23 protein-coding genes are annotated in these 23,521 nt (G+C 66.0%); 5 read left to right on the forward strand and 18 right to left on the reverse strand.

What is annotated here, in order from left to right; translation table 11 throughout:
• Positions 1 to 31 precede the first annotated feature (31 nt).
• Positions 32 to 1,867, reverse strand: a complete 1,836-nt coding sequence (locus tag ACIQCN_RS12320; protein WP_400611201.1) for a glycoside hydrolase family 15 protein — start codon at positions 1,865 to 1,867, stop codon at positions 32 to 34.
• A gap of 50 nt (positions 1,868 to 1,917) precedes the next feature.
• Between ACIQCN_RS12320 and ACIQCN_RS12325 the strand changes: the two genes are divergently transcribed.
• Together ACIQCN_RS12325 and ACIQCN_RS12330 are read left to right on the forward strand one after the other, a co-directional pair.
• Entirely contained in the window at positions 1,918 to 2,649 is a 732-nt protein-coding gene (locus tag ACIQCN_RS12325) for a DUF72 domain-containing protein (RefSeq protein ID WP_400611202.1), read from the forward strand.
• Positions 2,639 to 3,868 carry an App1 family protein gene (locus ACIQCN_RS12330; protein ID WP_400611203.1) on the forward strand — a complete coding sequence of 410 codons (1,230 nt, stop codon included), beginning with the start codon at positions 2,639 to 2,641 and terminating at the stop codon, positions 3,866 to 3,868. Before ACIQCN_RS12325 ends, ACIQCN_RS12330 begins: the two co-directional genes overlap by 11 nt.
• 3 nt (positions 3,869 to 3,871) lie before the next feature.
• Here ACIQCN_RS12330 and ACIQCN_RS12335 read toward each other — a convergent pair whose 3' ends face one another.
• From ACIQCN_RS12335 to ACIQCN_RS12350, 4 genes are all read right to left on the reverse strand, one after another.
• Complete coding sequence (locus tag ACIQCN_RS12335) at positions 3,872 to 5,395, reverse strand: glycoside hydrolase family 1 protein (protein WP_400604991.1); 1,524 nt, start codon at positions 5,393 to 5,395, stop codon at positions 3,872 to 3,874.
• Positions 5,396 to 5,490: 95 nt separating this feature from the next.
• Positions 5,491 to 5,868, reverse strand: coding sequence for a hypothetical protein (locus ACIQCN_RS12340; RefSeq protein ID WP_400604993.1), 378 nt, complete (start codon positions 5,866 to 5,868; stop codon positions 5,491 to 5,493).
• Positions 5,869 to 5,917: 49 nt separating this feature from the next.
• On the reverse strand, positions 5,918 to 6,247 hold the full coding sequence (locus ACIQCN_RS12345) for a J domain-containing protein (protein WP_400604994.1): 330 nt from the start codon (positions 6,245 to 6,247) through the stop codon (positions 5,918 to 5,920).
• Between the two features lie 72 nt (positions 6,248 to 6,319).
• Positions 6,320 to 6,745, reverse strand: a complete 426-nt coding sequence (locus tag ACIQCN_RS12350; RefSeq protein WP_400611247.1) for an Hsp20/alpha crystallin family protein — start codon at positions 6,743 to 6,745, stop codon at positions 6,320 to 6,322.
• Between the two features lie 137 nt (positions 6,746 to 6,882).
• Between ACIQCN_RS12350 and ACIQCN_RS12355 the strand changes: the two genes are divergently transcribed.
• Positions 6,883 to 7,200 carry a MerR family transcriptional regulator gene (locus tag ACIQCN_RS12355; protein ID WP_400611205.1) on the forward strand — a complete coding sequence of 106 codons (318 nt, stop codon included), beginning with the start codon at positions 6,883 to 6,885 and terminating at the stop codon, positions 7,198 to 7,200.
• Between the two features lie 19 nt (positions 7,201 to 7,219).
• Here the strand turns inward: ACIQCN_RS12355 and ACIQCN_RS12360 are convergent, their stop codons facing one another.
• The 8 genes from ACIQCN_RS12360 to ACIQCN_RS12395 form a co-directional block, all read right to left on the reverse strand.
• Positions 7,220 to 7,924, reverse strand: a complete 705-nt coding sequence (locus ACIQCN_RS12360; RefSeq protein ID WP_400604997.1) for a phosphatase PAP2 family protein — start codon at positions 7,922 to 7,924, stop codon at positions 7,220 to 7,222.
• Positions 7,925 to 8,146: 222 nt separating this feature from the next.
• Positions 8,147 to 9,376 carry a D-mannonate dehydratase ManD gene (manD, locus tag ACIQCN_RS12365; protein WP_400611207.1) on the reverse strand — a complete coding sequence of 410 codons (1,230 nt, stop codon included), beginning with the start codon at positions 9,374 to 9,376 and terminating at the stop codon, positions 8,147 to 8,149.
• A 59-nt stretch (positions 9,377 to 9,435) separates the two neighbouring features.
• The gene (locus ACIQCN_RS12370; protein WP_400605001.1) at positions 9,436 to 10,371 is read right to left on the reverse strand and encodes a sugar kinase; all 936 of its coding nucleotides are present in this window, start codon (positions 10,369 to 10,371) and stop codon (positions 9,436 to 9,438) included.
• 35 nt (positions 10,372 to 10,406) lie between these two features.
• Positions 10,407 to 11,087 (reverse strand): bifunctional 4-hydroxy-2-oxoglutarate aldolase/2-dehydro-3-deoxy-phosphogluconate aldolase, encoded by a 681-nt coding sequence (locus tag ACIQCN_RS12375; protein ID WP_400605003.1) that lies wholly within the window; start codon positions 11,085 to 11,087, stop codon positions 10,407 to 10,409.
• A gap of 5 nt (positions 11,088 to 11,092) precedes the next feature.
• Positions 11,093 to 12,241 carry a galactonate dehydratase gene (dgoD, locus tag ACIQCN_RS12380; RefSeq protein WP_400605005.1) on the reverse strand — a complete coding sequence of 383 codons (1,149 nt, stop codon included), beginning with the start codon at positions 12,239 to 12,241 and terminating at the stop codon, positions 11,093 to 11,095.
• Between the two features lie 12 nt (positions 12,242 to 12,253).
• Positions 12,254 to 13,135 carry a carbohydrate ABC transporter permease gene (locus tag ACIQCN_RS12385; protein ID WP_400605007.1) on the reverse strand — a complete coding sequence of 294 codons (882 nt, stop codon included), beginning with the start codon at positions 13,133 to 13,135 and terminating at the stop codon, positions 12,254 to 12,256.
• The gene (locus ACIQCN_RS12390) at positions 13,132 to 14,085 is read right to left on the reverse strand and encodes a carbohydrate ABC transporter permease (RefSeq protein ID WP_400611209.1); all 954 of its coding nucleotides are present in this window, start codon (positions 14,083 to 14,085) and stop codon (positions 13,132 to 13,134) included. The genes ACIQCN_RS12385 and ACIQCN_RS12390 overlap by 4 nt, the downstream gene beginning before the upstream one ends.
• 98 nt (positions 14,086 to 14,183) lie before the next feature.
• Entirely contained in the window at positions 14,184 to 15,479 is a 1,296-nt protein-coding gene (locus tag ACIQCN_RS12395; RefSeq protein ID WP_400605011.1) for an ABC transporter substrate-binding protein, read from the reverse strand.
• Positions 15,480 to 15,612: 133 nt separating this feature from the next.
• On the opposite strand from ACIQCN_RS12395, the gene ACIQCN_RS12400 reads away from it, so the two are divergent.
• On the forward strand, positions 15,613 to 16,356 hold the full coding sequence (locus tag ACIQCN_RS12400) for a FadR/GntR family transcriptional regulator (RefSeq protein WP_400605013.1): 744 nt from the start codon (positions 15,613 to 15,615) through the stop codon (positions 16,354 to 16,356).
• Here the strand turns inward: ACIQCN_RS12400 and ACIQCN_RS12405 are convergent.
• Together ACIQCN_RS12405 and ACIQCN_RS12410 are read right to left on the reverse strand one after the other, a co-directional pair.
• The gene (locus ACIQCN_RS12405; protein WP_400611210.1) at positions 16,353 to 18,110 is read right to left on the reverse strand and encodes a S8 family serine peptidase; all 1,758 of its coding nucleotides are present in this window, start codon (positions 18,108 to 18,110) and stop codon (positions 16,353 to 16,355) included. The genes ACIQCN_RS12400 and ACIQCN_RS12405 overlap by 4 nt on opposite strands.
• A gap of 209 nt (positions 18,111 to 18,319) precedes the next feature.
• Positions 18,320 to 19,168 (reverse strand): NAD-dependent epimerase/dehydratase family protein, encoded by an 849-nt coding sequence (locus ACIQCN_RS12410; RefSeq protein ID WP_400611212.1) that lies wholly within the window; start codon positions 19,166 to 19,168, stop codon positions 18,320 to 18,322.
• Between the two features lie 304 nt (positions 19,169 to 19,472).
• On the opposite strand from ACIQCN_RS12410, the gene ACIQCN_RS12415 reads away from it, so the two are divergent.
• Positions 19,473 to 20,216, forward strand: coding sequence for an ANTAR domain-containing protein (locus ACIQCN_RS12415; RefSeq protein WP_400605458.1), 744 nt, complete (start codon positions 19,473 to 19,475; stop codon positions 20,214 to 20,216).
• A gap of 64 nt (positions 20,217 to 20,280) precedes the next feature.
• On the opposite strand, the gene ACIQCN_RS12420 is transcribed toward ACIQCN_RS12415, so the two are convergent.
• From ACIQCN_RS12420 to ACIQCN_RS12430, 3 genes are read right to left on the reverse strand one after another with little or no spacing between them, the layout of a single operon-like run.
• On the reverse strand, positions 20,281 to 21,117 hold the full coding sequence (locus ACIQCN_RS12420; protein ID WP_400605018.1) for an alpha/beta fold hydrolase: 837 nt from the start codon (positions 21,115 to 21,117) through the stop codon (positions 20,281 to 20,283).
• Between the two features lie 38 nt (positions 21,118 to 21,155).
• A complete protein-coding gene (locus ACIQCN_RS12425) occupies positions 21,156 to 22,316 on the reverse strand; it encodes a fatty acid desaturase family protein (protein WP_400605020.1) in 1,161 nt (386 codons plus the stop codon).
• Positions 22,317 to 22,329: 13 nt separating this feature from the next.
• Positions 22,330 to 23,427: a ferredoxin reductase gene (locus tag ACIQCN_RS12430; protein ID WP_400605022.1), complete on the reverse strand. Its 1,098-nt coding sequence runs from the start codon at positions 23,425 to 23,427 to the stop codon at positions 22,330 to 22,332.
• Positions 23,428 to 23,521 lie beyond the last annotated feature (94 nt).

Here is a 23,521-nt window from a genome sequence, read left to right on the forward strand (position 1 = left end):
CTTACTTATTCCGGGAAGGAAAAGCTCACTCTCAAATCCCCCGGGAATCCGGGGCAACCCGTTCCTCCGGCCTACCCTCCGGCGGGATCGGGGTGTCGCTCCGGCGCACCGTATCCTGATGAAGCTCCAGCGCGCTAGTCACAAGCGCGAAATGGCTGAAAGCCTGCGGCGTGTTACCTAACTGGCGGCCGGCCCGCACGCCCCACTCTTCACTCAGCAGCCCCACGTCGTTGCGCAGTTCGAGGAGCCGCTCGAAAAGCTCCTGCGCCTCCTGGTGCCTGCCGGCGCCCAGCAGCGCCTCCACCAGCCAGAAGGAGCACGCGAGGAAAACGCCCTCGTCGCCCGGCAGGCCGTCGTCGCTCTCTGCCGGACGGTACCGCAGGACGAACCCGTCCTCCGTCAGCTCCCGCTGGATCGCATCGATGGTACCCACCACGCGCGGATCGTCCGGCGGTAGAAATCCCACGCGGGGGACCAGGAGCAAACTGGCATCGAGCTCGGGCCGGCCGTAGGACTGGACAAAGGTGTTGCGCACCGGGTCGAAGCCGTTGGCCATCACGTCCGCATGAATCGTGTCCCGCAGCGCTTCCCAGCGCTCCACCGGACCGGGCAGTCCGGACTCGCGGACGCCCTTGACCATGCGGTCCGCCGCCACCCAGGCCATCACCTTCGAATGCGTAAAGTGCCGCCGCGGTCCGCGCATCTCCCATAGCCCGTTGTCCGGTTTGTCCCAGATGGTCTCCAGGTGCTGCATCAGGACAACCTGCAGGTCCCACGCCTCGTCCGTGTGCTTCAGGAGCGAATTCCGCGTCAGAGCGAGGCAGTCCAGGACCTCACCCCAGACGTCCAGCTGCAGCTGGTCCACCGCCCCGTTGCCGATCCGCACCGGCACGGACCCCTCGTAACCGCGAAGCCAAGGCAGCTCCATCTCAGGCAGCCGGCGCTCCCCATGGATGCCGTACATGATCTGCAGGTCGGCGGGGTCGCCCGCCACTGCCCGGAGGAGCCAGTCCCGCCAGGCCCCGGCTTCCGCCGTATAGCCGGCGGCCAGGAGAGCCTGGAGCGTCATCGCGGCGTCGCGCAGCCAGCAGTAGCGGTAATCCCAGTTGCGCGGCCCGCCCGGCTGCTCCGGGAGGGACGTGGTTACGGCCGCGACTATCCCGCCCGTAGGCCCGTAAGTCAGGGCTTTCAGGGTGACCAGCGAACGGACCACGGCCTCCTGGTACTTGCCTTTGACAGTGCATTGGGAGGCCCAGCCGCGCCAGAAGGCGTAGGTGGTTCCGAGGACCTCCTCCGCGTCCACGGTCTGCGGACGCCCCACGTGGCTGGGCGCCCACGTGAGCACGAACGGCACGCGCTCCCCGGCACTGACGCTGAAATCGCTGGTGGTGTGCATGTTCTCGCCGTGCAGCGGGGCCTGGGTGGCAAAGTAGACGGCGTCCGGGCCGGCAATGGCGTGCAGGCCGAATTCATCCCGCCGCACCCAGGGGACGATGTGCCCGTAGTCGAAGCGCAGCACCAGTTCGGACCGCATCCGCACGGTCCCGGTGATGCCCTCCACGATGCGGACCACGTCCGCCACCCGGTCCCTGGGCGGCATGAAGTCGATGACCCGGACGGCCCCGTCCGGGGTTTCCCACTCGGTTTCCAGCACGAGGGTGCCGCCCCGGTACTGCCGCCGGGTGCATGGTCCGCCGCCTTCGGGCGCGATGAGCCAACGGCCGGCCTCGGGCGTGTCCACGAGTGCGCTGAAGCAGGCAGGCGAGTCGAAGCGCGGCAGGCAGAGCCAGTCGATGGAGCCTTCCCTGCTGACCAGCGCACCTGTCTGGAGGTCCCCGATTACCGCATAATCCTCAATGCGCGCCATGGACCAACATTGCCACAGCCGCGGGTAAATGGGAGGTGCAGCCTGCTGGGGTGGGAGTCCATATCGGTACCTCCGGCTGGAGCTATGACCATTGGGACAACGTCCTCTACCCTCCGGGCATGCCCGCCCGCGACCGGCTGGCCCGCTACGTTGCCGAATTCAGCACCGTGGAACTGAACGCCAGCTTCTACCGCTGGCCCCGGGAAGCGTCGTTCGTCAGCTGGAACCGGCGCCTGCCGCCAGGGTTCGCCATGTCCGTCAAGGCGCCCCGCGGCCTCACCCACGCCAAGAAGCTGTACGCGCCGGAGGTCTGGCTGGAGCGGATCAGCCGGTGCTGGCACGAACTCGGCGACAAACGCGCCGTGCTCCTGGTCCAGCTGCCGCCGCAAATGGTCCGCGACGACGCCCGGCTCGACTACTTCCTGGCCGCGGTACCGCCGTGGATCCGGGTGGCAGTGGAATTCCGGCATCCCAGTTGGGAGGACGCGGAAGTTTTCCGCCTGCTTGAGCGCCGGGAGGCCGCCTACTGCGTCATGAGCGGCGCCAACCTGCCCTGCATCCTGCGCACCACCGCTCCCTTCGCCTACGTCCGGCTGCATGGGCCGGACCACGAGCACCTCTACGGCGGGTCGTACTCCGACGCGGACCTGCACTGGTGGGCTGAGCGGATCCGCGAGTGGTCCGGCCAGGGCGTGGACGTTTACGCCTATTTCAATAACGACGGCGGCGGCAACGCCGTGCGGAATGCCCGGACCCTGCGCGGCATCCTCGGTGCCGGCTGAGTCAGCGGCGCAGGGCCGCGGCCGGACCATCGGTGCCGGATCAGCGGCGCCGATCGCCGCGCTGTGGCAGAGTGGAGCCATGGACACGGCTCCCCAGAAATCGTCGCAGGACCACCCGCAGGATGCGCCGCCGGCGCCTTCTCCCGCAGCCCAGGCCCCCGCGGCCGCGCATTTCGATCCCCGTGCGATCTCCGGCAACCAGGTGTTCCGGCTCGCGCACCGGACTTCCGACGCCGTCAACTCCCTGCGCATCCGGCTCGCCAAACGCTGGAAGTTCGAACCACAGACCATCGCCTACCAGGGCTACGGTTCCACCACGCGCGTGCGCATCCTGGGCCGGGTCCTGCTTACCCGCAAGCCGCTGCCAGGAAGCCGCGCGGAACACGCCGCCCGCAACGGAACGCAGAACGTCCGCGGCTGGCGCGCCTTCACCAGCGTGCCGGTGCAGTTCACGGACGTCAGCATCACCATCGGGGACGTGGTCACCAGAGTGCAGGCGGACCGTGGCGGGCTGATCGACACCGAGGTGGATGTCCGGCTGGAACCGGGCCTGCACACCGCCGTGCTCCAGGCCGAGGGAACCGATCCCGCCGAGGCGCTGGTCAGGGTGATTGATCCAGACGTGAAGTTCGGCATCGTCTCGGACATCGACGACACGGTCATGGTCACTGCCCTGCCCCGGCCTTTCCTGGCGCTGTGGAACACGTTCGTCCTGAGTGAGCGTGCCCGCATGGCAACCCCTGGCATGGCCGTTCTGCTGGACCGGCTCACCGCCGAGCACCCGGACGCGCCCGTCATCTACCTGTCCACCGGGCCCTGGAATGCGGCCCCCACGCTGGCGCGGTTCCTGAACCGGAACATGTACCCTGCCGGCGCGCTCCTGCTCACCGACTGGGGCCTGACCCAGGACCGCTGGTTCCGCAGCGGGCAGGACCACAAGCACAAGAACCTCGAGCGGCTTTCCCGGGAATTCCCCGAGATGCGCTGGCTCCTGATAGGTGACAACGGCCAGCACGACGAAGCCATCTACTCCGGGTTTGCCGCAGAGTACCCGGACAAGGTGGCCGCCATCGCCATCCGCCAGCTGTCCATCAGCGAATCCGTCTTCGCGGGCGGCCACTCCGAGGACGGGGACCACACCACGTCCAAGGTGCCGTGGATCTACTCCCCCGACGGTGCAGGCATGGCCACGCAGCTGTCCGCTCTGGGCCTGCTCTAACCCTTAGGCGCTGGCTGCTATCTCGCCCGCCGCTTCCTCACCCGCGGCGGCGCGGACCACGGCTGCATTCGCTGCGGCGGCAAGGTCCCGTTCCTCGATGAGTTCCTGAAGCCAGAAATAGGACGCCTTCGGCGTCCGCTCGAGCGTCTCGTGATCCAGGTGCACGAGTCCGAAAGGCTGGTTGTAGCCGGCGGACCATTCGAAATTGTCCATCAGCGACCACACGTAGTAGCCGCGCAGGTCCACCGATTCGGCCTCGCCGCCGGGGGCAGTTGCCCGCAGTGCGGTTTCCAGGTGGTCCGAAAGGTACTTGAGCCGGCGCTCGTCCGGGATAAACCGGGTGTTGGTGGACTTGTCCCGGACGATGATGTCCTCGAAGCTCGCGCCGCCCTCCGTGAGGATGACCGGCGGAAGGTTGGGGTAGCGCTCCCCCATCTCCTTTAGCGCCACCGCCATGTACTCGGGCTTGACGGGCCAGCCGTAGGCCGTGATGTCGGCTTCCGGCCACGTCTCCACATGGAAGGGGGTTCCGCCGTTGCCGGCCGCGCTGAGGTCGCTGCCCATGGCTTCGGCCATGCTGGCGGGCACGGCTCCGCCGCCCGGTCCCACGGCCACCTTGGTGGGCATGTAATAGTTCAGACCGTAGAAGTCCAGGGGCTGCGAGATGATCTCCATGTCCTCGTCAGGGTGTTCAAAGGTGCTGAAGAACTTGGCCGCGCGGATCACGTCCGGGTATTTGCCCGTGAGCACCGGGTCGGCGTAGAGCCGGTTCTGTGCCAGGTCCATGAGGCCGGCGCTGATCCGGTCCAGCGGGTTGATGGAGTTGGGCACCATGGGCGAATAGACGTTGGTCATGCCGATCTCACCGGGCACGCCGGCGGCGCGGAGGGCCTGCACCGCAAGGCCGTGGCCCAGCAGCTGGTGGTGCACGGTGGGGAACGCGCCCAGCAGCAGTTCCTTGCCGGGCGAGTGCAGCCCCAGGGAGTAGCCGTTGGCGCTCACCGTTGCCGGTTCGTTGATGGTCACCCACCGAGCCACCCTGTCGCCGAATGCCTCCGCCAGGATGCCGGCGTACTCGGCCAGCCGGTAGGCCATGTCACGGTTGAGCCAGCCGCCCTCCTCGTCCAGGGGAAGGGGTGTGTCCCAGTGGTAGATGGTGGCCATTGGCGAGATGCCGCTGGCCAGCAGTTCATCCAGGAGCCGGTCATAGAAATCCAGGCCGGGCTGGTTGACCGCACCGCGACCTGTCGGCTGGATCCGCGGCCAGGCGAAGGAAAAACGGTAGGAGTCCACTCCCAGCTGCTTCATCAGTGCCACATCCTGCGGCATGCGGTGGTAGTGGTCGCAAGCAACGGCGGGGCTGTGGTCCTCCACGATGGCGCCCGGCCTGGCGGCGAACACATCCCATCCGGCGGGTCCGCGGCCGTCCTCGTCAAGGGCCCCTTCAATCTGGAAGGCCGCCGTGGCCACGCCCAGGGTGAATCCCGGCGGGATGATGGCGGCGAGGTCCTTGGCGGTGATATGCATGGAATGGCCCCTTGTGACGGCTGGATAGGTACGTCCCAGAATGGCACAGCGGGCGGCCGCTGACGAGCACTTGGCCGCCCGCCGCCGTGCCGTCCCTACTGGGATCCGAAGAGGAACTCCTTGGCGTGCGCCACTGCCTTGCGGAAGGCGTCGTTCCGCAACGTCACAAGGTGTTCCGTCTCGCCGTCGGCCGGTTCAAGGTAGCCGGTGTAGCCGGGCCGCAGGACCCAGATATCCCCGGCCGGCGGGAGGTAGAAGACGCCGAAGGAACGCTGCTGGCGCTCCTCGTTGCTCCACACCGGGACCACTGCCAGGGCAGCGCCGGTGGCCGGGTTGATCCACTGGGCCCGGGGCATTGGCTGTTCGTGCGCTTCCGGGTCGAGGAAGGGCGCTGTTCCCTCGCCCCACCGCTGTTCGAAGCGCTCGTGGAATGCCGGGATCAGGGGTGAATCGTAGCGTCGCCATTCGCTCATTCGGCTCACTGCCTCCTTGCTGTTGATTGGTGTGTTCCTTCGGAGCCTGCTAGGACCAGGGGCCGCTTTCCCAGCGGACGGGAGTCACCCTGATAACGGGACCTGAAGGCCCCTCATCCGGCCGGCGGCGCATCTTGCGGACCGGGATGGGCTGGCCCGCCGGGGCGGCCAGCTGCTGGTCGTATGCGGCGCGGCGCTGCGGGTCGCGCAGCACGTCGAACGCCTGCATGATACGCAGCAGTTCGCCTTCCGGCACCGGTCCGTTGTCCATGTCCGGGTGATGGCTGCGCATCAGCGCCCGGTACGCGCGCGAGATTTCCTGGGCGTCGGCGTCCCGCCGGACTCCCAGTGCGGCGTAGTGGTCAGGAACGGAGGTCATGGAAACTTCCCGGGCCGGCACGGCCGTTCCGGGCGCGGGCAAGCGGGGCATCCCGCACCCGGAGCGGATTTGCTACTTGTTGATCTCGTGCATCTGTCCCTGCCGGGTTTCGATTTCGATCTTGCGCGGCTTGGCCTGCTCGGCCACCGGGATGCGCAGGGTGAGCACGCCCTGGTCGTAGCTGGCCTTGATGTTGTCCGTGTTGAGGGTGTCGCCCAGGATCAGCTGGCGGCTGAAGACGCCGCGCGGACGTTCCGATGCCACCAGTTCCACGCCGGGTTGCGTTGGATCCTGGCGTTCCGCCCGCACGGTCAGGACGTTGCGTTCGACATTGAGGTCCAGGGTGTCCAGCTTGACGCCCGGAAGGTCAAACGCCACCACGAACTCGCCGTTGTCCTGCCAGGCATCCATGGGCATGGCAGCTGGCCGGGCGGCCGTTCCGAAGACCTGCTGCGTGAGCCGGTCCAGCTCACGGAACGGGTCCGTGCGCATCAACATCATTTCCCACTCCTTTAGCTTCTAGGGTGCTGGATCTATGCCATATCCACACCCGTAATCTATGGTGATGGATATAGATTTTTTATAGCACCCGTGGGAAACTGAAGCAATACCGCCGCACGATTTTTGGAGACCCCATGACAGACGAACCTGGCCGGGCTGGCCGGCCCTCACCGGCGCGCGCCGTTTATGCCATTTCCGTGGCCGCCAAGCTCGCGGGCACGGGGCAGCAGAACATCAGGCTCTACGAGACGAAGGGCCTGCTGACGCCGTCGCGGACATCCGGGGGCACCCGCCAGTACAGCGACGACGATGTTGCGGTGCTGCTGCGGATCGGCGAGCTGCTGGACCAGGGGCTGAACCTGGCCGGCGTTGCCAGGGTGCTGGAGCTTGAGGAGGCTAACTCGAAGCTCCACAGCGCATTGAAGCGGGCCAGGTCGCGCCATCAGAAATAGAACGGACGACGGCGGGTGGTCAGTCCTTCGGCGTTTCCGCAGTGGACAGCTCACCGGTGATCCGCTCGCCCGGGATGCGCGCAGTGCGCCAGGTGTCCAGCGCAATCACGCCGCCGAGGATCACCAGCGACAGCGAGAGTGAAGCCAGGGCGTCGCTGAGCCAGTGGTATCCCAGGTACAGCCGGCTCAGGGCGGCCAGCACAATGCCGATTCCCGCCCCGATGAAGCCAAACACGGCGGCACGGCTGTTCTTACGCCGCGAGAAGATCAGGAAAGTTCCTACCAGCAGGAAGTCACAGGCGCCCAGAACATGCCCGGACGGGAATGAGAAGGTGTGATCGATCCCGAAGAGCATCTGTTCCACCGGCGGCCGGGAGCGCCGGACGATGTGCAGGATGATCTGCGAGATGATGACGCCCGTGAGCATTGCCCCGGCCAGGAGAATGGGACGCCAGGCGTGCTTGGCAAGGAACCCCCACGCCACGTTAACTACCAGGACGATGATGGGAAGCGCGATGGGGCCAAAGACTATGGCCAGGAAAATCATCACCGCGGTAAGCGTGTCCGACCGCAGCGTCAGGAGCCAGTCCCGGACCGGGACGTCCGCGGCTGAAAGCCCGTCCGCCTGGAGCACACTGACAAGGGTGGCAATAAAGAGCGCTACACCGGTGACCGCCAGGATTACCGCAGCCCGGTAGAGGCTCCTCCGGTCGTCGGGGTCCATGTAGCGTTCCTCGACGACGAATTTGTCATGGAAGGCGCGCCACCGCCCGCCCTTTCCATTCGTACCGGAGCTTGCTGTCTGGTGCTGTCCCACTGTGATGTGCCCGTCCGTGCGCTGAAGGTTTGCTTAGTGAAGACTATCCCGGCTCAGCGTTTTTGGTCTTGTTCCGGTAGCCGGCTCCTGCCGTTTGAGCGCTCATTGACGATTCGCCTTCCGTGCGTCTTACCAGTCATGGACTGTGCCGTCGACGAGGCGGTTGTAGGGCAGGTAGGCCTGCTGGTACGGAAACGCTGCTGCGGCTTCCTCGTTGAATTCGACGCCGATGCCGGGCTCGTCGCCGGGGTGCAGGTAGCCGTCCTTGAAGGTCATGGACTGGTGGAAGACCTCATTGGTTTTGTCCGAGTGCTGCATGTATTCCTGGATGCCGTAGTTGTGGATGGCCAGGCCGACGTGGAGCTGGGCGGCGAACCCGATCGGGGAGATGTCGGTGGGGCCGTGGAAGCCGGACTTGATCTGGTACTGCGCGGCGAAGTCCATGACCTTCTTCAGGGGCGAGATACCGCCGAAGTGGGTGGAGGCTGCCCGGACGTAGTCGATCAGCTGTTCCTTGATGATGGTTTGGTAGTCGTACACGGTGTTGAAGATTTCACCGATGGCCAGCGGGGTGGTGGTGTGCTGGCGGACCAGGCGCAGTGCCTCCTGGTTCTCGGCCGGGGTGCAGTCCTCGAGCCAGAAGAGATCATACGGTTCCAGCGCCTTGCCCAGCTTCGCGGCCTGGATGGGGGTCATGCGGTGGTGGCCGTCGTGCAGCAGCGGGATTTCCGGGCCGAACTCGTTCCGGACCCCTTCGAACACGGTAGGCAGGTGGCGCAGGTAGGCGCGGGTGTCCCAGTCTTCCTCCACCGGGAACGCGCCGCGGCCTGCGGGTTCGTAGTCGTACCGTTCACCGGAGGCCTGGGCCTGCGCGGCAACACCGTACAGGGCCTTGATGCCCGGGACTGCCGTCTGGATGCGAATGGACTTGTACCCGAGTTCCAGGTGCTCGCGGACTGAATCAAACAGCGAAGGAATGTCCGCGCCCGAAGCGTGACCGTAGGCGCGCAACCCGTTCCGGGACGCACCACCTAGCAGCTGGTAGACCGGAAGACCGGCAATCTTGCCCTTGATGTCCCATAGGGCCATGTCGACGGCGGCGATCGCGGCCATGGTCACCGGCCCGCGGCGCCAGTACGAGGACCGGTACAGGAACTGCCAGGTGTCCTCGATCCGGTGCGGGTCCTTGCCGATCAGCAGCTGCGCAACATGCTCCTTCAGGTAGGCAGCGACGGCCAGCTCCCGACCGTTGAGCGTGGCGTCACCAATACCGGTCACCCCGTCCTCGGTGGTAATCCGAAGAGTGACAAAGTTTCGGGAGGGACTCGTAACGAACACGTCTGCGGCAATAATTTTCACGGCTGATCCTTTCAGTGGGCCGAAGCTGAGGGCTTGGGTCGGGCCGGCGGCCCGGGGATTTAGCGCTGAGTAGCGCCTCGTGCCAGATCTGTCAGCAGGCCCAGCTCTGCGCGGCGCGGCAGGCCTTCCCAGTCGCCTGCGGTACTCACGGCGAATGCTCCGGTAAGCACCCCCCGCTGCAACCGCCCTGCGACGTCCTCGCCGTCGAGCAGGGCGGACAGGTAGCCTGCCGTAAACGCGTCACCGGCGCCCACGGTGTCCCTGCTGGTCACCGCAACGGCCGGCACCTCCCAGTGGCCGCCCCTGGTGTATACGCCGGCGCCGGCAGCGCCCCGCTTGACCACCACTTCGCTGAGGCCGCCGTCCAGAAGCTCCGCTGCCATGGCAGCTTCCACCGTCCCGCTGTCCTCCTGTGAAGGCTGGACGGAGGTCACGAGCGCGAGTTCGTCGTCAGACGCGATAACAATGCCGGCGTGCCGGACCAGTGATGTCAACGCTTCGCGCGCTTCCGCGCGTGACCACAGCTTGCTGCGGAAGTTGACGTCCAGGGAGACCACTGCCCCGCTGTCGGCCGCGAATCGGGCTGCATACTCCGCCGTGTCGCGTGCCTGACTGCCCAGGGCGGCTGTTATTCCTGTGAGATGCAGGACCTTCGCTCCGCATTCCAGTCCCCGCTTCACGTCATCCGGCGCCAGGCCGGAGCCTGCGGAATGTGCGCGATAGTAGAACGCCCTGCTGACGTCCGCGGTGCGCTGCTCCAGGAACATGACGCCGGTGCTCCTCTGCGGGTCGATGCGGCATTGGACGTCGATTCCTTCCGAGCGCAGTTGGCGTTGGATGTATTCACCGTGTGGATCGTCACCCAACACACCGGCCCAGGCCACGCTGTGGCCTAGCCGCGCCACCCCTACAGCGACGTTCGATTCGGCGCCGGCAACGTGCATCGCCAGCTTGCCTCCGGCCGACAGCGGCCCCGCGGACCTCAGTGAGACCATCGACTCACCTAATGTCAGGAGGCTGACGCCGCCGCTCACTTTGCGCCCGGAGAAGCAGTCCCGCGGGAAAAAGCCGCCGCCAGGCTCACGAAGGAACGCGCCCGTCCGCGCATGGGAGCCATGTCTCCCCCGGAGCCTGCGTCCCCGAAGAGCGGACCGCCGAGCCCGATGGCTATGGCACCCGCGTCCCAATAAGCGGTTGCTTCCTCAAGGCCCACTCCACCCACGGCGATAAACGGGATGTCGGGGAACGGTTCCCGGATGGCTTTCAGGTAGCGGGGACCCCCAATGGACGCCGGAAACAGCTTGACAGCGGTGGCTCCCCGGTCCATGGCCTCGTAGGCTTCGCTCGGGGTCAGCGCCCCCGCGAGGACAGGGAATCCGCGTTGCACGGAAGCCCGGATGGAGGGGGCGAGGGACGGCGTCACCATGAACTGGCCACCGGCGCCGGCGACGGCGTCCACATCCTGTTCGCTCATCACAGTTCCGGCTCCGACGCAGCACCCGGGCGGAGCTTTCCTCCGGACCTCGCTGATGGCCTCGAGCGCTCCCGGCGTTGTCAACGCGATTTCAACGAACCTGAAACCCTCTTCCATGGCGGCCAGCGCCGCTTTGGCAGCGGCCGGGCCATTGGTGCCGCGGACGATGCCCACCAGCCGCTCCCCGGTCAGCCCGGCCAGAACCGCCGCTTCCGTCAAAGCGTTCCCGTCGCCCATGCCCCTCACCATTCTGCAAATGCTCCGTCCGCATGTCGCCAGACCGGGCCGCGCCAGGCGTGCCCGCGCTTGTCCGCGGCACGGACTGCCGCCTCGTCGATTTCAATGCCCAGGCCCGGTCCGGTCAACCGCTCGATGTGTCCGTCGACAAATTTCAGCGGGGTCTTGTCCACCACATAGTCCAGGACTTCAGCGCCCTGGTTGTAGTGGATGCCGATGCTTTGTTCCTGGATCAGGAAGTTGGGGGTGGCAAAGCCCACCTGCAGGCAGGCAGCCAAGGCAAGCGGGCCAAGCGGGCAGTGCGGGGCCAACTGCACCTCATAGATTTCAGCGAGCGAGGCAATCTTCCGGACTTCCGTGATGCCCCCCGCATGCGACAGATCAGGCTGTGCAACGGCGATCCCGGCCTGCAGCGCAGGAAGAAACTCCTGCCGGCTGTAGAGCCGCTCCCCCGTGGACACCGGCGTGGTGGTGGCGGAGGTCAACTCCCTCAGCAAATGGGTATTCTCGGGGACCGTCGGCTCCTCGAGGAAGAACGGCCGGTAGGGCTCCAGCAGGGGAGCCACCCGGCGGGCGTTGGCCAAGGTGAAGCGGCCGTGGAAGTCGACCGCAACGTCGCGGTGCTCACCAAGGACTTCCCGGGCCGCGGCAACCCGGCGGATGACGCCGTCGATCTCTGCCACCGAGGCAATAGGGCTCATCCGGCCGCTCGCGTTCATCTTGACGGCAGTGAGTCCGACGTCGAGCTGCGCGCTGATCTGGTCGGCCACCTCGTTGGGTTCATCGCCGCCTACCCAGCCGTACATCCGGATCCGGTCGCGGACGTGCCCGCCCAGGAGTTGGTGAACGGGTGTGTTGAAATGCTTGCCGGAGATGTCCCACAGCGCCTGGTCCAGCCCGGACACGGCGCTGGCAAGGATGGGGCCGCCGCGGTAGAAAGAGCCCTTGGTCATCACCTGCCACAGGTCCTCGATCCGCAGCGCGTCGTTCCCCACCAGGAGCTCTGCCAGTTGTTCGACAGCGGTGCGTACCGTCTCGCTGCGGCCCTCGCACGTTGCTTCGCCCCACCCGACGATCCCGCACTCAGTCTCAATCCGCACGAACAGCCAGCGTGGCCGCACGAGGAAAGTTTCGATTCTGCTGATTTTTGTCATGGTTTATCCGCCCTAGCCCTTGGTAGCGCCGGCCGTGAGACCTGACACGATGTACTTCTGCGTGAAGAGGGCAATGATCATGATCGGAATCGTCACCACGGTGGCCGCGGCCATCAGGCCGCCCCAGTCGATGCTGGCGTAGGAAACGAAGTCGAAGATGGCCACCGGCAGCGTCTTGGTCCTGGATCCGGAGAGCACCAGGGCGAACATGAAGTTGTTCCAGGAAAAGATGAACGACAGGATGCCTGCCGTGGCTATGCCTGCCACCGATAGCGGCAGGGTGATGCGCCGGAACGCCCCGATGGGGGTGAGCCCGTCCACCTGCGCCGATTCCTCCAATTCCAGCGGCAGCGAGTCGAAGTAACTCATCATGATGTAGACGATCAACGGCAGTGCCACGAACATGTGGCTCAGGATCAGCACCTCGAAGCGTCCCACCATCCTCAGGTTGGAGAACACGTAATACCACGGCACCAGAAGGGAAACACCGGGGATGACCCGTGCCATGAGAACCACCAGTGCGGAACGGTGCATCGTGAAACGGCTCATGGCGTAGGCAGCCGGCACGCCCAGCACGATGGACAGTGCCGTGGAGACAAACGCTACCCAGAAGCTGTTGAAGATGAAGACGAAGTAGTTGTTCCGCTGAAGTACATTGGCGTAGTTCTCGCCCGTCGGAGAGAAGAACAGGGCCTTGCCGGTGTCGTAGATGTCCACATTGGTTTTGAAGGACGCCAGGAGCATCCAGAACAGTGGCGCGATCAGGAACAGCACCACGGCCACCAGCGCGGCGACGCGGAATACCTTGTAGGCCCGCGTGGCCAAGGGCTTCCGACGGCGGCGGATCGCCCGGGTTGCTTCGGCTGGCGCCGGGTTCTGGGTCACGACGGTCATTTGGTTACCGCTTTCTTGCGCATGGTCAGCAGCCACATGGACCCGATGATGATCATGAAGAACAGGATCAGCACCGCCGAGGAGAGCCCGTACTGGTTGTAATCAAAGCTCAGGCCGTAGGCGTAGACGTTCAAGGTCTCAACCTCGTGGAAGGACCCTCCGCCCTTGCCCTTAGTGGCGTAGAGGATGTCGAAGGTCTTGAGGGCGTCGATGCCGCGGAGCAGGATCGCAACGATCACCGTGGGCATCATGAGGGGCAGCGTGATGTAGAAGAACCGCTGGAAGGCATTCGCGCCGTCCACCCTGGCGGCTTCGTCAGGTTCATCCGATAGCGAAGTCAGACCGGCAAGCAGGATCAGGACGACCATGGGCGTCCACTGCCACACGTCCATGAAGATAGTGGTGCCAAGTGCGGTGTCCTGCCCCGAAAGCCAGGGCTGGGGCGGAATGCCGAACATGCCCAGGAGCTGATTGGCAAAGCCGATGTTCGGGTCGAAGATGAGGCGCCACATCATGCCGACGGCCACCGGGGTGGCCACGAGCGGAAGGAGGATGGCGACGCGGACCCACTTCTCGCCGCGGAAGGGTCGCCACAGGAGCAGGGCGATTCCCATGCCGAGAACCACTTCGCACAGCAGCGCCACCCCTGTAAAGGACAGGGTCCGGCCGACGGCTGGCCAGAAGCGGTCGGTGTCAGAGAGGACAGTGAGGTAGTTCTGGAGGCCGATAAAATCGGTGGCGGCCCGGACAGAGCCCTGTGAATCCGTGAGGCTGAGGTACAGCGTCCACGCGAGCGGGAAGACAATCAGGACGCCGACGAAAATCATCGCCGGGGCGGCAAAGAGCCACTTGCGGTGACGGTTGGCCCAGGCGGAAAAGCTTCCTTGGAGGCTGGGCGGCCGGCCGGCACTACGGGCGGGAGCGCTCCGCGGAGCGTTCGTTACAGACATGGTTCGCCTAAAAGTTTGGGGGTTGCGGGCACGGCGGGACGGCATCAGGGCTGCCGTCCCGCCGTGCAGGGGCGCATGGGCCGATGGACCCGGGCGCGTTACTTCTTTTCGCTGTCCAGGAACTTCTGGAAGGCTTCCTGGGCCGAGTCTGCGGCTGCCGCAGCGTCAGCACCGGTGATGCTGGCAACGATCGGGCCGCCCACGATTTCGCGGGCCTTGCCCACGGTAACCACCTGGGGACGGTCATGCCCCACGCCGTTCTCGGCGCTCACGGCGATCGCATCGGCAAGATCCTTCGGGTAAGTGGCGGTTCCCTCGGGGTTGGCCCAGACCGAAGCACGTGGCCCGGGAACGCCGGCCTTCTGCGCAGCCAGGGTACGCTCCTTGCTGGTGGCCCACTGGATGAACTTCCAGGCGTTGTCCTGGTTGGCCGACGCCTCGTTGACTGCCAGGCCCCAGGACGGGACGTTGTACGGCTTGGAGCCTGCGGGACCTGCCGGCAACGGCGCGAAGCCAACCTTGTCGGACACCTTGGACTTGGCAGGATCCGTGGCGTTCTTGTAGAGCGAGTCCGCCTCCGTGTAGAAAGCAGCCTTGCCTTGGGTGAAGATGGCCATTGCCTCCGGCCAGCTCATGTCCGTGCTGACGTTGGCCGGACCGAAGTTCTTGATGAGGCCGCCATAGAACGCGTAGGCCTTCTTCGCAGCGTCCGAGTTGACGGCGGCCTTGCCGTCACCGTCGGTGAAGTCGCCGCCGAAGCTGTACAGGAAGCTGGAGAACTGGGTCACGGCGGCCGACTTGCCGGTGCGGGCCACGAAGCCGGCGGTGCCGGGGTTTGCGGCCTTGATGGCCTTCGCCGCGGCCTGGAGCTCTTCCATGGTTTTGGGGACTTCGATTCCCGCCGCCTTCAGGAGGTCCTTGCGGTAGTAGAGGACTTCCCGTTCGGTGATGATCGGAACGCCCACCACTTTGCCGTCGACCGTCGTGGCGTTGACCGGGCCTTCCTGGTAATCCTTCCAGTCCCAGTCCGAGTCGTCGGATACTTTGTCCGTCAGGTCTGCGAGGTAGCCGTTCTTCGCGAACAGCTTTCCCTCCTGCAAGGGGCGGTACATCATGACGTCGATCTCATCGCTGCCTGCGTTGAGTTTGACGTTGTACTGGTCGGAGAGCTGGTCCTCACCCAACTGGGTCAGCTCCACCTTAAGGCCGGTGGACTTCTCGAATTCCGGAATTGCCGTCTTGATTCCTTCGGTCCAGACGTGGTTCGCCAGCGTTACCCGGACTACGCCTGATTCCTTGGCATCGTCGCTCCCGCCTCCTGATCCGCAGGCGGTCACCCCCAGTGACAGTGCAGCGGCGACAGCCGCGTACTTCACGATCGAACGTCGCTTCATTACGACTCCCTTTTCCAAGTGGCTGGGAACCCAGCCGCGTACAAATGCGTCTTTACATCTGCTCTGGGAGAGATCATATGGAAATAAGGCAGACTTAAACAACCCCTTGGGGGTTGGCCAGTATGATTTAGTTATGAAAACCCCAAGGGCGGAGTCACCTCAGGACCTGCATGCGTCCCTCGTGCACAGCTTGGGGCTTGCTATCGCCGACGGGCGTCTTGCGCCGCATTCCATCGTGCGGCTGGACGAGCTGGAAGCGGAGCATAAGGTCTCCCGCTCGGTGGTCCGCGAGGCTGCCAGGGTACTCTCCTCCAAAGGGCTGCTCGCGTCCCGGCGCCGGTTTGGCACCGTGGTACAGCCCGAAGAAGCCTGGAACCTCTACGACCCGGAAGTCATACGCTGGCGCCTGGCATCATCCCGGCGGCTTGAACAATTGCAGGCGCTGAACGAGCTCCGCGGGGCGATCGAGCCGCAGGCAGCCCGGCTCGCGGCGGGTCGCGTGTCCTGGGACGGGGGCAGCCAGCTGGTCTCGCTCGCCGCACGGCTCTGGGCGGCGGGCCAGAGCGGCAACCAGGATGAATTCCTCCGGCTGGACGTGGAATTCCACGCGGCCGTCCTCAACGCCTCAGGCAACGCGATGTTTTCGCAGCTGCAGAACCTGGTGGCGGAGGTCCTGACCGGGCGCACCCAGCATGGGCTGATGCCGCACCTGCCCCAGCACGAGGCCCTGCAGCTGCACGTCGATGTCGCCAGTGCCATCCAGCGCGGCGAGGCCGCCGCGGCCCACGCCGCCATGTCCCGGATTGTTGAGCAGTCCACCGAGGAGATGGGGCATATCTGGTCAAGCCACCATCAGGACGGCCCGCTTCCCGCTTAGAACGAGCCCGTGGTGAACTGCCAGGTTTTTGAGGCAAGCGGGTTTCCTGCCAGGTCGCGGACTCCGGCCGTGCCGCCGGTGACCGTCACCGTGTACTTCGTCTTCCTGGCCAGTGCCAGGCTTGGGTCCAGGATCCACTGGTTGGTGGTCCCGTTGCGGAATACGCGGGCATAGACCACGGCGCCGGTGGAGGCGTTTTTCAGGGTGAAGGTGCTTGTCCCAACGCCCTGGACTGCTTCGCTGAATGTCACCGTGACGTTGCTGCCACGCTTGACCAGGAGTGCGTTGCTGCCGGGCGCAAAGCCCGTCACCACCGGGGCAGAGCCGGTCAGGAACGTCCAGCTGGTAGTGACCAGCGGCGTGCCCGCAGTGTCCCGGATGGCCGCCGTACCGCCCACCAGCGTGGCGGTGTACGTGGTGTCGGCGGCCAGGCCGGACGTGGGGTCCAAGGTCGCCGTCCGCGTCGTCGAATTGTAGGAAACCGCGGCCGGCACCGCGGTCCCGGCCGCGTTCTTGAGCACGAAGGTCGAGGCGCCGACGCCCTGCACCCCCGTGCTGAAGGTTGCCGTGACGTTGGTACCCACAGCCACTGCCGTGGCCTTGGCGGCTGGCGCAGCGGCCGTGACGGTGGGCGCGGATGCAACAGGAGCGTCGGGCGCCGCCTGCGCCGCGGGCGAATACAGGAGTCGGTTCGGCGTGCCGGTGCTGCCGCCCGAGATGACTCCCGCCGTGGCGTTGGCAGCCAGTGATCCGGCCACCTGGGCGGGAGTAAGCGCAGCGTTCTGCGAGAGGAGCACCGCGGCTGCGCCGGCCGCGTGCGGTGCGGCCATGGAGGTCCCGGACATGGAGGCCGTGGCGGTGGCGGAGGTGTAGTACGCCGAGGTGATGGCAACGCCCGGCGCGTACAGGTCAACGCAGGAACCGTAGTTGGAGAAGGACGCCTGCCTGTCGGCGGAGTCGCTGGCGGCGACGGTAACTGCTGCGGGAACCCGTGCGGGGGAACTGCCGCAGGCATCGACGGCAGAGTTGCCGGCAGCCACAACGGCCGTCACCCCGTCATTGATAACCCCCTGGATGGCCGAGTCCACGGCCGTACTGGCTCCGCCGCCCAGGCTGAGGTTGGCAACCGCGGGCTCGCCCGCGGCGTGGTTGGCCGCCACCCAGTCGAGGCCGGCCACCACGTCCGAATTGTAGCCGGACCCGTTGCAGTCCAGCACGCGGACGGGAACCACCGTTGCGGCCTTCGCGACGCCGTAGGTTGCGCCCGCCACCGTGCCCGCAACGTGCGTGCCGTGGCCGTTGCAGTCACCGGACCCGCGCCCGTCCGTTACTGCGCTCCAGCCGGCAGCCACCCGGCCTCCGAAATCCGCGTGGGACGCCAGGACGCCGGTGTCCACGACGTATGCCTTCACCCCGGAGCCGGAAGCGGTCCAGGTGTAGGCGCCCGAGAGTGGAAGCGCCCGCTGGTCCAGCCGGTCAAGGCCCCACGGGGCCGGCTGCTGGGTTTCGGTGATGCTCGCCGGAGCGTCCGCCTCCAGGGACAACACCCGGCCTGAGCGCGCCAGGGCAGCCGCCTGCGCCGGCGTCGCGGTCACCACGGCGCCACGGAATGCGTGGGTGAAGGTCCGCCCCACCGCAAGCCCCTGCGCCTTGAGTCCGGCGGCCTCGGCGGCCACGTTGGCTCCGGCGGCGTACTGGACAATGTAGCGGCCGGCAGCGGCGTAATCGGCTGCGGGAGCCGCCTGGGCCGGCACTGAAACGGTGGCAAGCGCAAGGGCCGGCAGGACCGCGGCAAGGGCCGTGCGGGCGAAGGAGAAAGTGCGAATCGGAGGATCCTTGGGTTGGCGTTGGCTGGAGAGGCGGGGCTTAACCCGCTACAAAAAGGATAGGAACAGCCCGCCCGCCCGGACCCGGTCCTTGCACGATCCTGTGCCAACCCTTGGCACCAGCTGCGCCGGCTGCGCTAGCCCCGGTGATCCCGCCACGAGTGCTGCGGCTCGAAGCCCAGCAGCCGCCGGGCCTTGTCGATGCCCAGCAGGGTCTCGTGCTCGCCGAGTTCGCGGGTGACGTTCACTGCGGGGAACACCTCCGCCGCGAGTCCGGCGCTGGAGCGGCTCATCACAGTGTCCGCGTTTGCGATGATAAAAGCCTCAAACCCGGGCTTTCCGTTTTCCAGTGCCCGGGCCACGGCCTGCGCCCCGTCCCGGCCGTCTATATAGCCCCAGAGGTTCCACTTCCGGAGCATCGGATCCGCGTCGAAGGACGGAAATTCCCTGTAATCCTCAACGTCCATGACGTTGGAGAACCGGAGGGCCACAATACTCAGCTCCGGATCCCAGCGCGTCATCTCCGCCGCCATCTGTTCCTCGAGGTGCTTCACCAGCGAATAGGTGCTTTCGGGACGGGCCGGGTATTCCTCGTCCACTGGAATGTAGGGAGGATCGACGTCGAACGGCAGTCCCAGAACCGTCTCGCTGGAGGCGTACACCACCTTCTTGATCCCTGCCCGGCGCGCCGCCTGAAACACGTTGTAGGTGGACAGCATGTTGTTCTCGAACGTCGCCGCGTCCGGGAGGAGGCCCGGTGCCGGAATCGCACCCAGGTGCACCACGGCGTCGAACCCGGCATGCCGGTCATCCACGCCCAGCAGCGCGTCCACCACTTGGCCGTAGTCGCGGAGGTCCACCACAACCAGGCCCGGGCTCCTGCTGCCGGCACGGTCCAGGTTGAGGACCTGGTGCCTGTCTTCGGTCAGCCGACGCACCACGTGCCGCCCGAGCTTTCCACTGCCTCCGGTAACTGCGATCTTCATCGGTTTCCTTCCGTTCGGGCGTGCGGCCGGTTCCGCGCAGGCGGAACCGGCAAGGAATTACGACGGCGGCAGGCACCGTCCGCGTACACCGAGACTACCTCCCGGGGGCGCGGCGCGGCCCAGGAAGGACTCGTCATGATGACACCGGCGTACTCCCGGGGATGTATATACTTCTGCATATCGGTTTAGCAGCAGGCCGTTGGAAAGCGCGTCAATCCAGCGACCTCCACCGCATGCCCGCCGTACGGCGGGACGACTGTGTGTTGCTGGCTCGTTTTGACCTGAGCGAATGGCACTAATAATCGTGGCCAGCGAGTCAACAGCAAGAACCGAAACCAGCATCACCGAAAACCTGAACGAACTGGTCCTCAACAGCTCTGACGTTGAGGACTTCCTTAACGAACTCGCGCAGGTGTCCGCCCGCAACCTGGCGGCGCAGGGTGACGAGCTGCTCTGTGCCATCACCCTGCTGCGCGAGCGAAAGGCCGCCATGGTTGCCAGCAGCAGCCCGGAAGCCAAGGCCGTGGGTGAGCTTGAATGCCAATTCAGCCAGACGCCCGGCATGGCGGCTGCCGACTCCCGTGAAACAATCCATATCCCGGACCTGGCACAGGCCGCCGGATGGCCGGATTACGCCGAGGCTGTCCAGGCGCAGGGCGTCCACTCCGTGGTGGCGATCCCCTTCGAACCGGAGGGCGAGTCCAAAGCCGCCCTGTTGTTGTATGCGCGCCGCCCGCACCGCTTCGCCGCCCGCGTCCTGGTTACTGCCCAGGATTTCGTGGCCCAGGCCTCCCACGCGCTCCGCCTGGCCGTCCGGTTTGCCCAGTACAGTGAGGCGGCTGCCAACCTCCGGGCCACCCTGGAGACCCGCACGGTGATCGACATGGCGGTGGGCATCATCATGGCCCAGAACCGCTGCAGCCAGCGCGATGCCTTCGGCATCCTGAAGACGGCGTCCAGCACCCGGAATTCCAAGCTCCATGACGTGGCAGCGGCCGTCGTCAACTCGTTAGGCCATGGTCCGGCCCGCACCCACTACGACGGGTAGCGGGTGCGGGCCGGCATCCGGGAAGACCAGCAGGATGCCCGGCCGAGCTCAGTTCCGGCGGACGCTACGTGCGGAGGAAAGCGAGCAGCGCTTCGTTCACCTCGGCGGCGTGCGTCCAGAGTAGCCCGTGCGGCGCTCCCTCGATCTCCACGTACTCCGCCGAGGGCAACGCCTCGGCGAAAAGCCGCCCCGTCGCCTCGATGGGCAGGATGTTGTCCGCGGTGCCATGCAGGATCAGGGCAGGAACATCAATCTTGGGGATGTCCTGCCGGAAGTCCGTCAGCCAGGTGGGCTGGGCGGCCACGGACGCCGTGGCGCCGGACGAAGCAGCCAGGTTCCAACTGGCGTTGACCGCCTCCTGGCTGAGCCGCGGGGTACCAAGGAACGTGTCCGAATTGTAGAAATTCCTGAAGAACTCCGTGAAGAACGCGTAGCGGTCCGCCGTGACGGCCTTCATGAGCCCGTCGAAAACCTCCTGCGGAACACCTTGCGGGTTGTCATCGGCCTGGAGCAGGAACGGCTCCAGCGAACCAAGGAACGCGGCGCGGGCCACCCGGGCCGAACCGTAGGTGGAGAGGTAGCGGGCAACCTCCCCGGTTCCCATGGAGAAGCCCACCAGGACAGCGTCGCTAAGGTCCAGGGTGTCCAGCAGGACCTTGAGGTCCGCGGCAAAGGTGTCGTAGTCGTAGCCCACGGCCGGCTTGCTGGACTTGCCGAAACCCCGGCGGTCGTACGTGATTACCCGGTAGCCGGCCGCCAGGAGGGCAGCGGACTGCTTCTCCCAGGACGAGCCGTCCAACGGGTAGCCATGGATCAGAACCACCGGCTGGCCGGTGCCGTGGTCCTCGTAATAGAGCTCGATGTCAGTGCTGTTTTCAGTTCCTACGGTGATGTATGCCATCGCTTCGGTCCTTTCTCGACTGGTATCGGCGCCCGGGGTCAGGCTTTCGCGGCCTTCCCGGGAAGCGCGAGCTTGAACACCTTGGCCCAGGAGGAGCCAACCTGCTTCAACAGCGGACCGGTGGTGTACTTCAGTCCGTACCGCTGGCAGATCTCGCGGACCCTGGGTGCCACCTCGGCGTAGCGGTTGGAAGGCAGGTCGGGGAACAGATGGTGCTCGATCTGGTGCGACAGGTTGCCGGTCATCAGGTGCATGAACTTGGAACCGGAGATGTTGGCGGAGCCGATCATCTGCCGGATGTACCAGTCGCCGCGGGTTTCGCCCTCCACCATTTCTTCGGTGAAGGTGTCAGTGCCCTCCGGGAAGTGGCCGCAGAAAATCACGGCGTGCGCCCAGACGTTTCGGACGGCGTTGGCGGTGATGGTGCCGAAGAGCGCCTGCTTGCCGGAGCCGGTGAGCATGGCGACGGCGGGCGTGGCCGCGTAGTCCTTGGTGAACTGCGTGACCACCTTGCGGCCGAGGGCCTGGAGGTCCTTGAGCAGGGCTTCCTTCGACTTCTTGCCTTCCTTGAACTCGGTAAGTTCAAGGTCGTAGATGGCAATGCCCCATTCGAAGACGGGCGCCAGGATGGCATTGAACAGCGGGTTGGCCAGGTTGATCGGCTTCCACGGCTGGTCCTCGTCCATTCGGAGGAGGTTGTATCCGACGTCGTTGTCCTTGCCCAGGACGTTGGTCCAGCGGTGGTGGAGGTCGTTGTGGGTGTGCTGCCAGGACCGCGACGGCGTGACGAAGTCCCATTCCCAGGTGGTGGAGTGGATATCCGGATCGCGCATCCAGTCCCACTGGCCGTGCAGGATGTTGTGGCCGAGCTCCATGTTTTCAAGGATCTTGGCCAGGCTAAGCAGCGTGGTTCCCGTAACCCAGGCGGCCTTGTTCTTGCTGACCAGCAGGGCGGCACGGCCGGAGATCTCCAGGCCGCGCTGGATCTTGATCATGCGGCGGATGTAGGCCGCGTCCTCCGCTCCGCGCTTGGCCAGGACCTCGTCGCGGATGGCGTCGAGCTCGCGGCCCAGCTCCGCTACCTGCTCGTCGGTGAGGTGTGCAGCGGCGGGCGGACGGACCGTGGGGCTGCCCGATTCGGCGAGCTTGCCGGGGCGGGCCTTGGCGGGGGTGGGCTTGGCGGGTGAGATTACAGACATACCTTGATGCTCCTCAGAGTTCGAGGTTGACGGGCCCGGCGGCTGCCGAGACACACGTTTGAATCAGTTGGCCGGGGTCGCCATGGACTTCCCCGGTACGGAGGTCGCGGACCTGGCCGGCCAGCAACGGCGTGAGGCAGCTGTGGCAGATACCCATGCGGCAGCCGCTGGGCATCAGCACCCCGGCGTCCTCGCCGACGTCCAAAAGGGGGGTGTCGCCATCCGCCTCCACTTCCCGGTCAGACGCCTCGAAGGTGACCAGGCCGCCGTCGTGCCCGACGCCCGCGGCGAAAGTTGTGTTGAAGCGTTCGATCATGAGGTTCCCCGGTTCGCCGGGGACCGCCAGACCGGTTCCGGGGGCCGCGGCGGTGAGGGCCGCCCGGTTCCAGAGGGCTTCGGCGTCATCCAGGAAGCTGTCGGGACCGCAGGCGTACGCGGCACGTTCCTTCCAGTCGGGGCAGATCTCGTCCAGCTGGTCGGTGTTGGAGAAGTCCATCCGGCCCTGCTCGCCGGTGAACCAGTGCGCCAGGCGGAAGTTGGGGAACTGGTCCGCAAGCTCGGCCAGTTCCTCCCGGAAGAGGCTGTCACCGGGGGTGCGGGCTGAGTGGACAAGGACGACGTCGGCATCCGGGCGCCGCGGCACCAGCGTGCGGATCATGGACATCACCGGAGTGATGCCGCTGCCGGCGGTAATCATCAGGAGCGGGCGGGGGTGCTCGGGAAGCACGAAGTCGCCCTGCGGCGGGGCGAGGAACAGCACGTCGCCCGGTTTGGTGGTCCGGACAAGGGTGCCGGAGACGGCGCCGACGTCCGTGACGGTGATGGCCGGATCCTTGCCGGCCGGGGCGCTTAAGGAGTAGGACCGCCAGTGGCGGACGCCGTCGAGTTCGACGCCGATGCGCGCCCACTGCCCCGCCATGTGAGCCTTCCAGCCGCGGCCGGGGCGGAAAAAGATGGTCGCGGACTGGGCGGTTTCCTGCACCACGCGGGTGACGACGCCGCGCAACTGTCGCGCGGAGTAGACCGGATTGAACAGCGCAAGGATGTCCTCCGGCGCCAGGGGCGTGGTGAGCACAGTGGCCGCCTGGGCCAGTTGCCGTAACCGGATCATGCGATCAAGCCTAGAGCGGCGCGAGCCATGGTTCTCTCTCTCCGTCATATGACCGTTCCGCAGTCACGCTGTAAATGGTGGCGCTAAGCCCCCA

The sequence above is a fragment of the Pseudarthrobacter sp. NPDC092424 genome, from assembly GCF_044754925.1.
Taxonomy (GTDB): domain Bacteria; phylum Actinomycetota; class Actinomycetes; order Actinomycetales; family Micrococcaceae; genus Arthrobacter.

Bases quoted from the DNA above. Each gene is read 5' to 3' on its own strand.
- ACIQCN_RS12340 (WP_400604993.1), bottom strand. From the start codon at position 5,868: ATGAGCGAATGGCGACGCTACGATTCACCCCTGATCCCGGCATTCCAC.
- ACIQCN_RS12395 (WP_400605011.1), bottom strand. From the start codon at position 15,479: ATGAAGCGACGTTCGATCGTGAAGTACGCGGCTGTCGCCGCTGCACTG.
- ACIQCN_RS12370 (WP_400605001.1), bottom strand. From the start codon at position 10,371: ATGGTCTCACTGAGGTCCGCGGGGCCGCTGTCGGCCGGAGGCAAGCTG.
- ACIQCN_RS12345 (WP_400604994.1), bottom strand. From the start codon at position 6,247: ATGACCTCCGTTCCTGACCACTACGCCGCACTGGGAGTCCGGCGGGAC.
- ACIQCN_RS12350 (WP_400611247.1), bottom strand. From the start codon at position 6,745: ATGTTGATGCGCACGGACCCGTTCCGTGAGCTGGACCGGCTCACGCAG.
- ACIQCN_RS12320 (WP_400611201.1), bottom strand. From the start codon at position 1,867: ATGGCGCGCATTGAGGATTATGCGGTAATCGGGGACCTCCAGACAGGT.
- ACIQCN_RS12355 (WP_400611205.1), top strand. From the start codon at position 6,883: ATGACAGACGAACCTGGCCGGGCTGGCCGGCCCTCACCGGCGCGCGCC.
- ACIQCN_RS12430 (WP_400605022.1), bottom strand. From the start codon at position 23,427: ATGATCCGGTTACGGCAACTGGCCCAGGCGGCCACTGTGCTCACCACG.
- ACIQCN_RS12375 (WP_400605003.1), bottom strand. From the start codon at position 11,087: ATGGGCGACGGGAACGCTTTGACGGAAGCGGCGGTTCTGGCCGGGCTG.
- ACIQCN_RS12390 (WP_400611209.1), bottom strand. From the start codon at position 14,085: ATGTCTGTAACGAACGCTCCGCGGAGCGCTCCCGCCCGTAGTGCCGGC.
- dgoD (WP_400605005.1), bottom strand. From the start codon at position 12,241: ATGACAAAAATCAGCAGAATCGAAACTTTCCTCGTGCGGCCACGCTGG.
- ACIQCN_RS12385 (WP_400605007.1), bottom strand. From the start codon at position 13,135: ATGACCGTCGTGACCCAGAACCCGGCGCCAGCCGAAGCAACCCGGGCG.
- ACIQCN_RS12400 (WP_400605013.1), top strand. From the start codon at position 15,613: ATGAAAACCCCAAGGGCGGAGTCACCTCAGGACCTGCATGCGTCCCTC.
- ACIQCN_RS12425 (WP_400605020.1), bottom strand. From the start codon at position 22,316: ATGTCTGTAATCTCACCCGCCAAGCCCACCCCCGCCAAGGCCCGCCCC.
- ACIQCN_RS12360 (WP_400604997.1), bottom strand. From the start codon at position 7,924: ATGGACCCCGACGACCGGAGGAGCCTCTACCGGGCTGCGGTAATCCTG.
- ACIQCN_RS12420 (WP_400605018.1), bottom strand. From the start codon at position 21,117: ATGGCATACATCACCGTAGGAACTGAAAACAGCACTGACATCGAGCTC.
- ACIQCN_RS12335 (WP_400604991.1), bottom strand. From the start codon at position 5,395: ATGCATATCACCGCCAAGGACCTCGCCGCCATCATCCCGCCGGGATTC.
- ACIQCN_RS12410 (WP_400611212.1), bottom strand. From the start codon at position 19,168: ATGAAGATCGCAGTTACCGGAGGCAGTGGAAAGCTCGGGCGGCACGTG.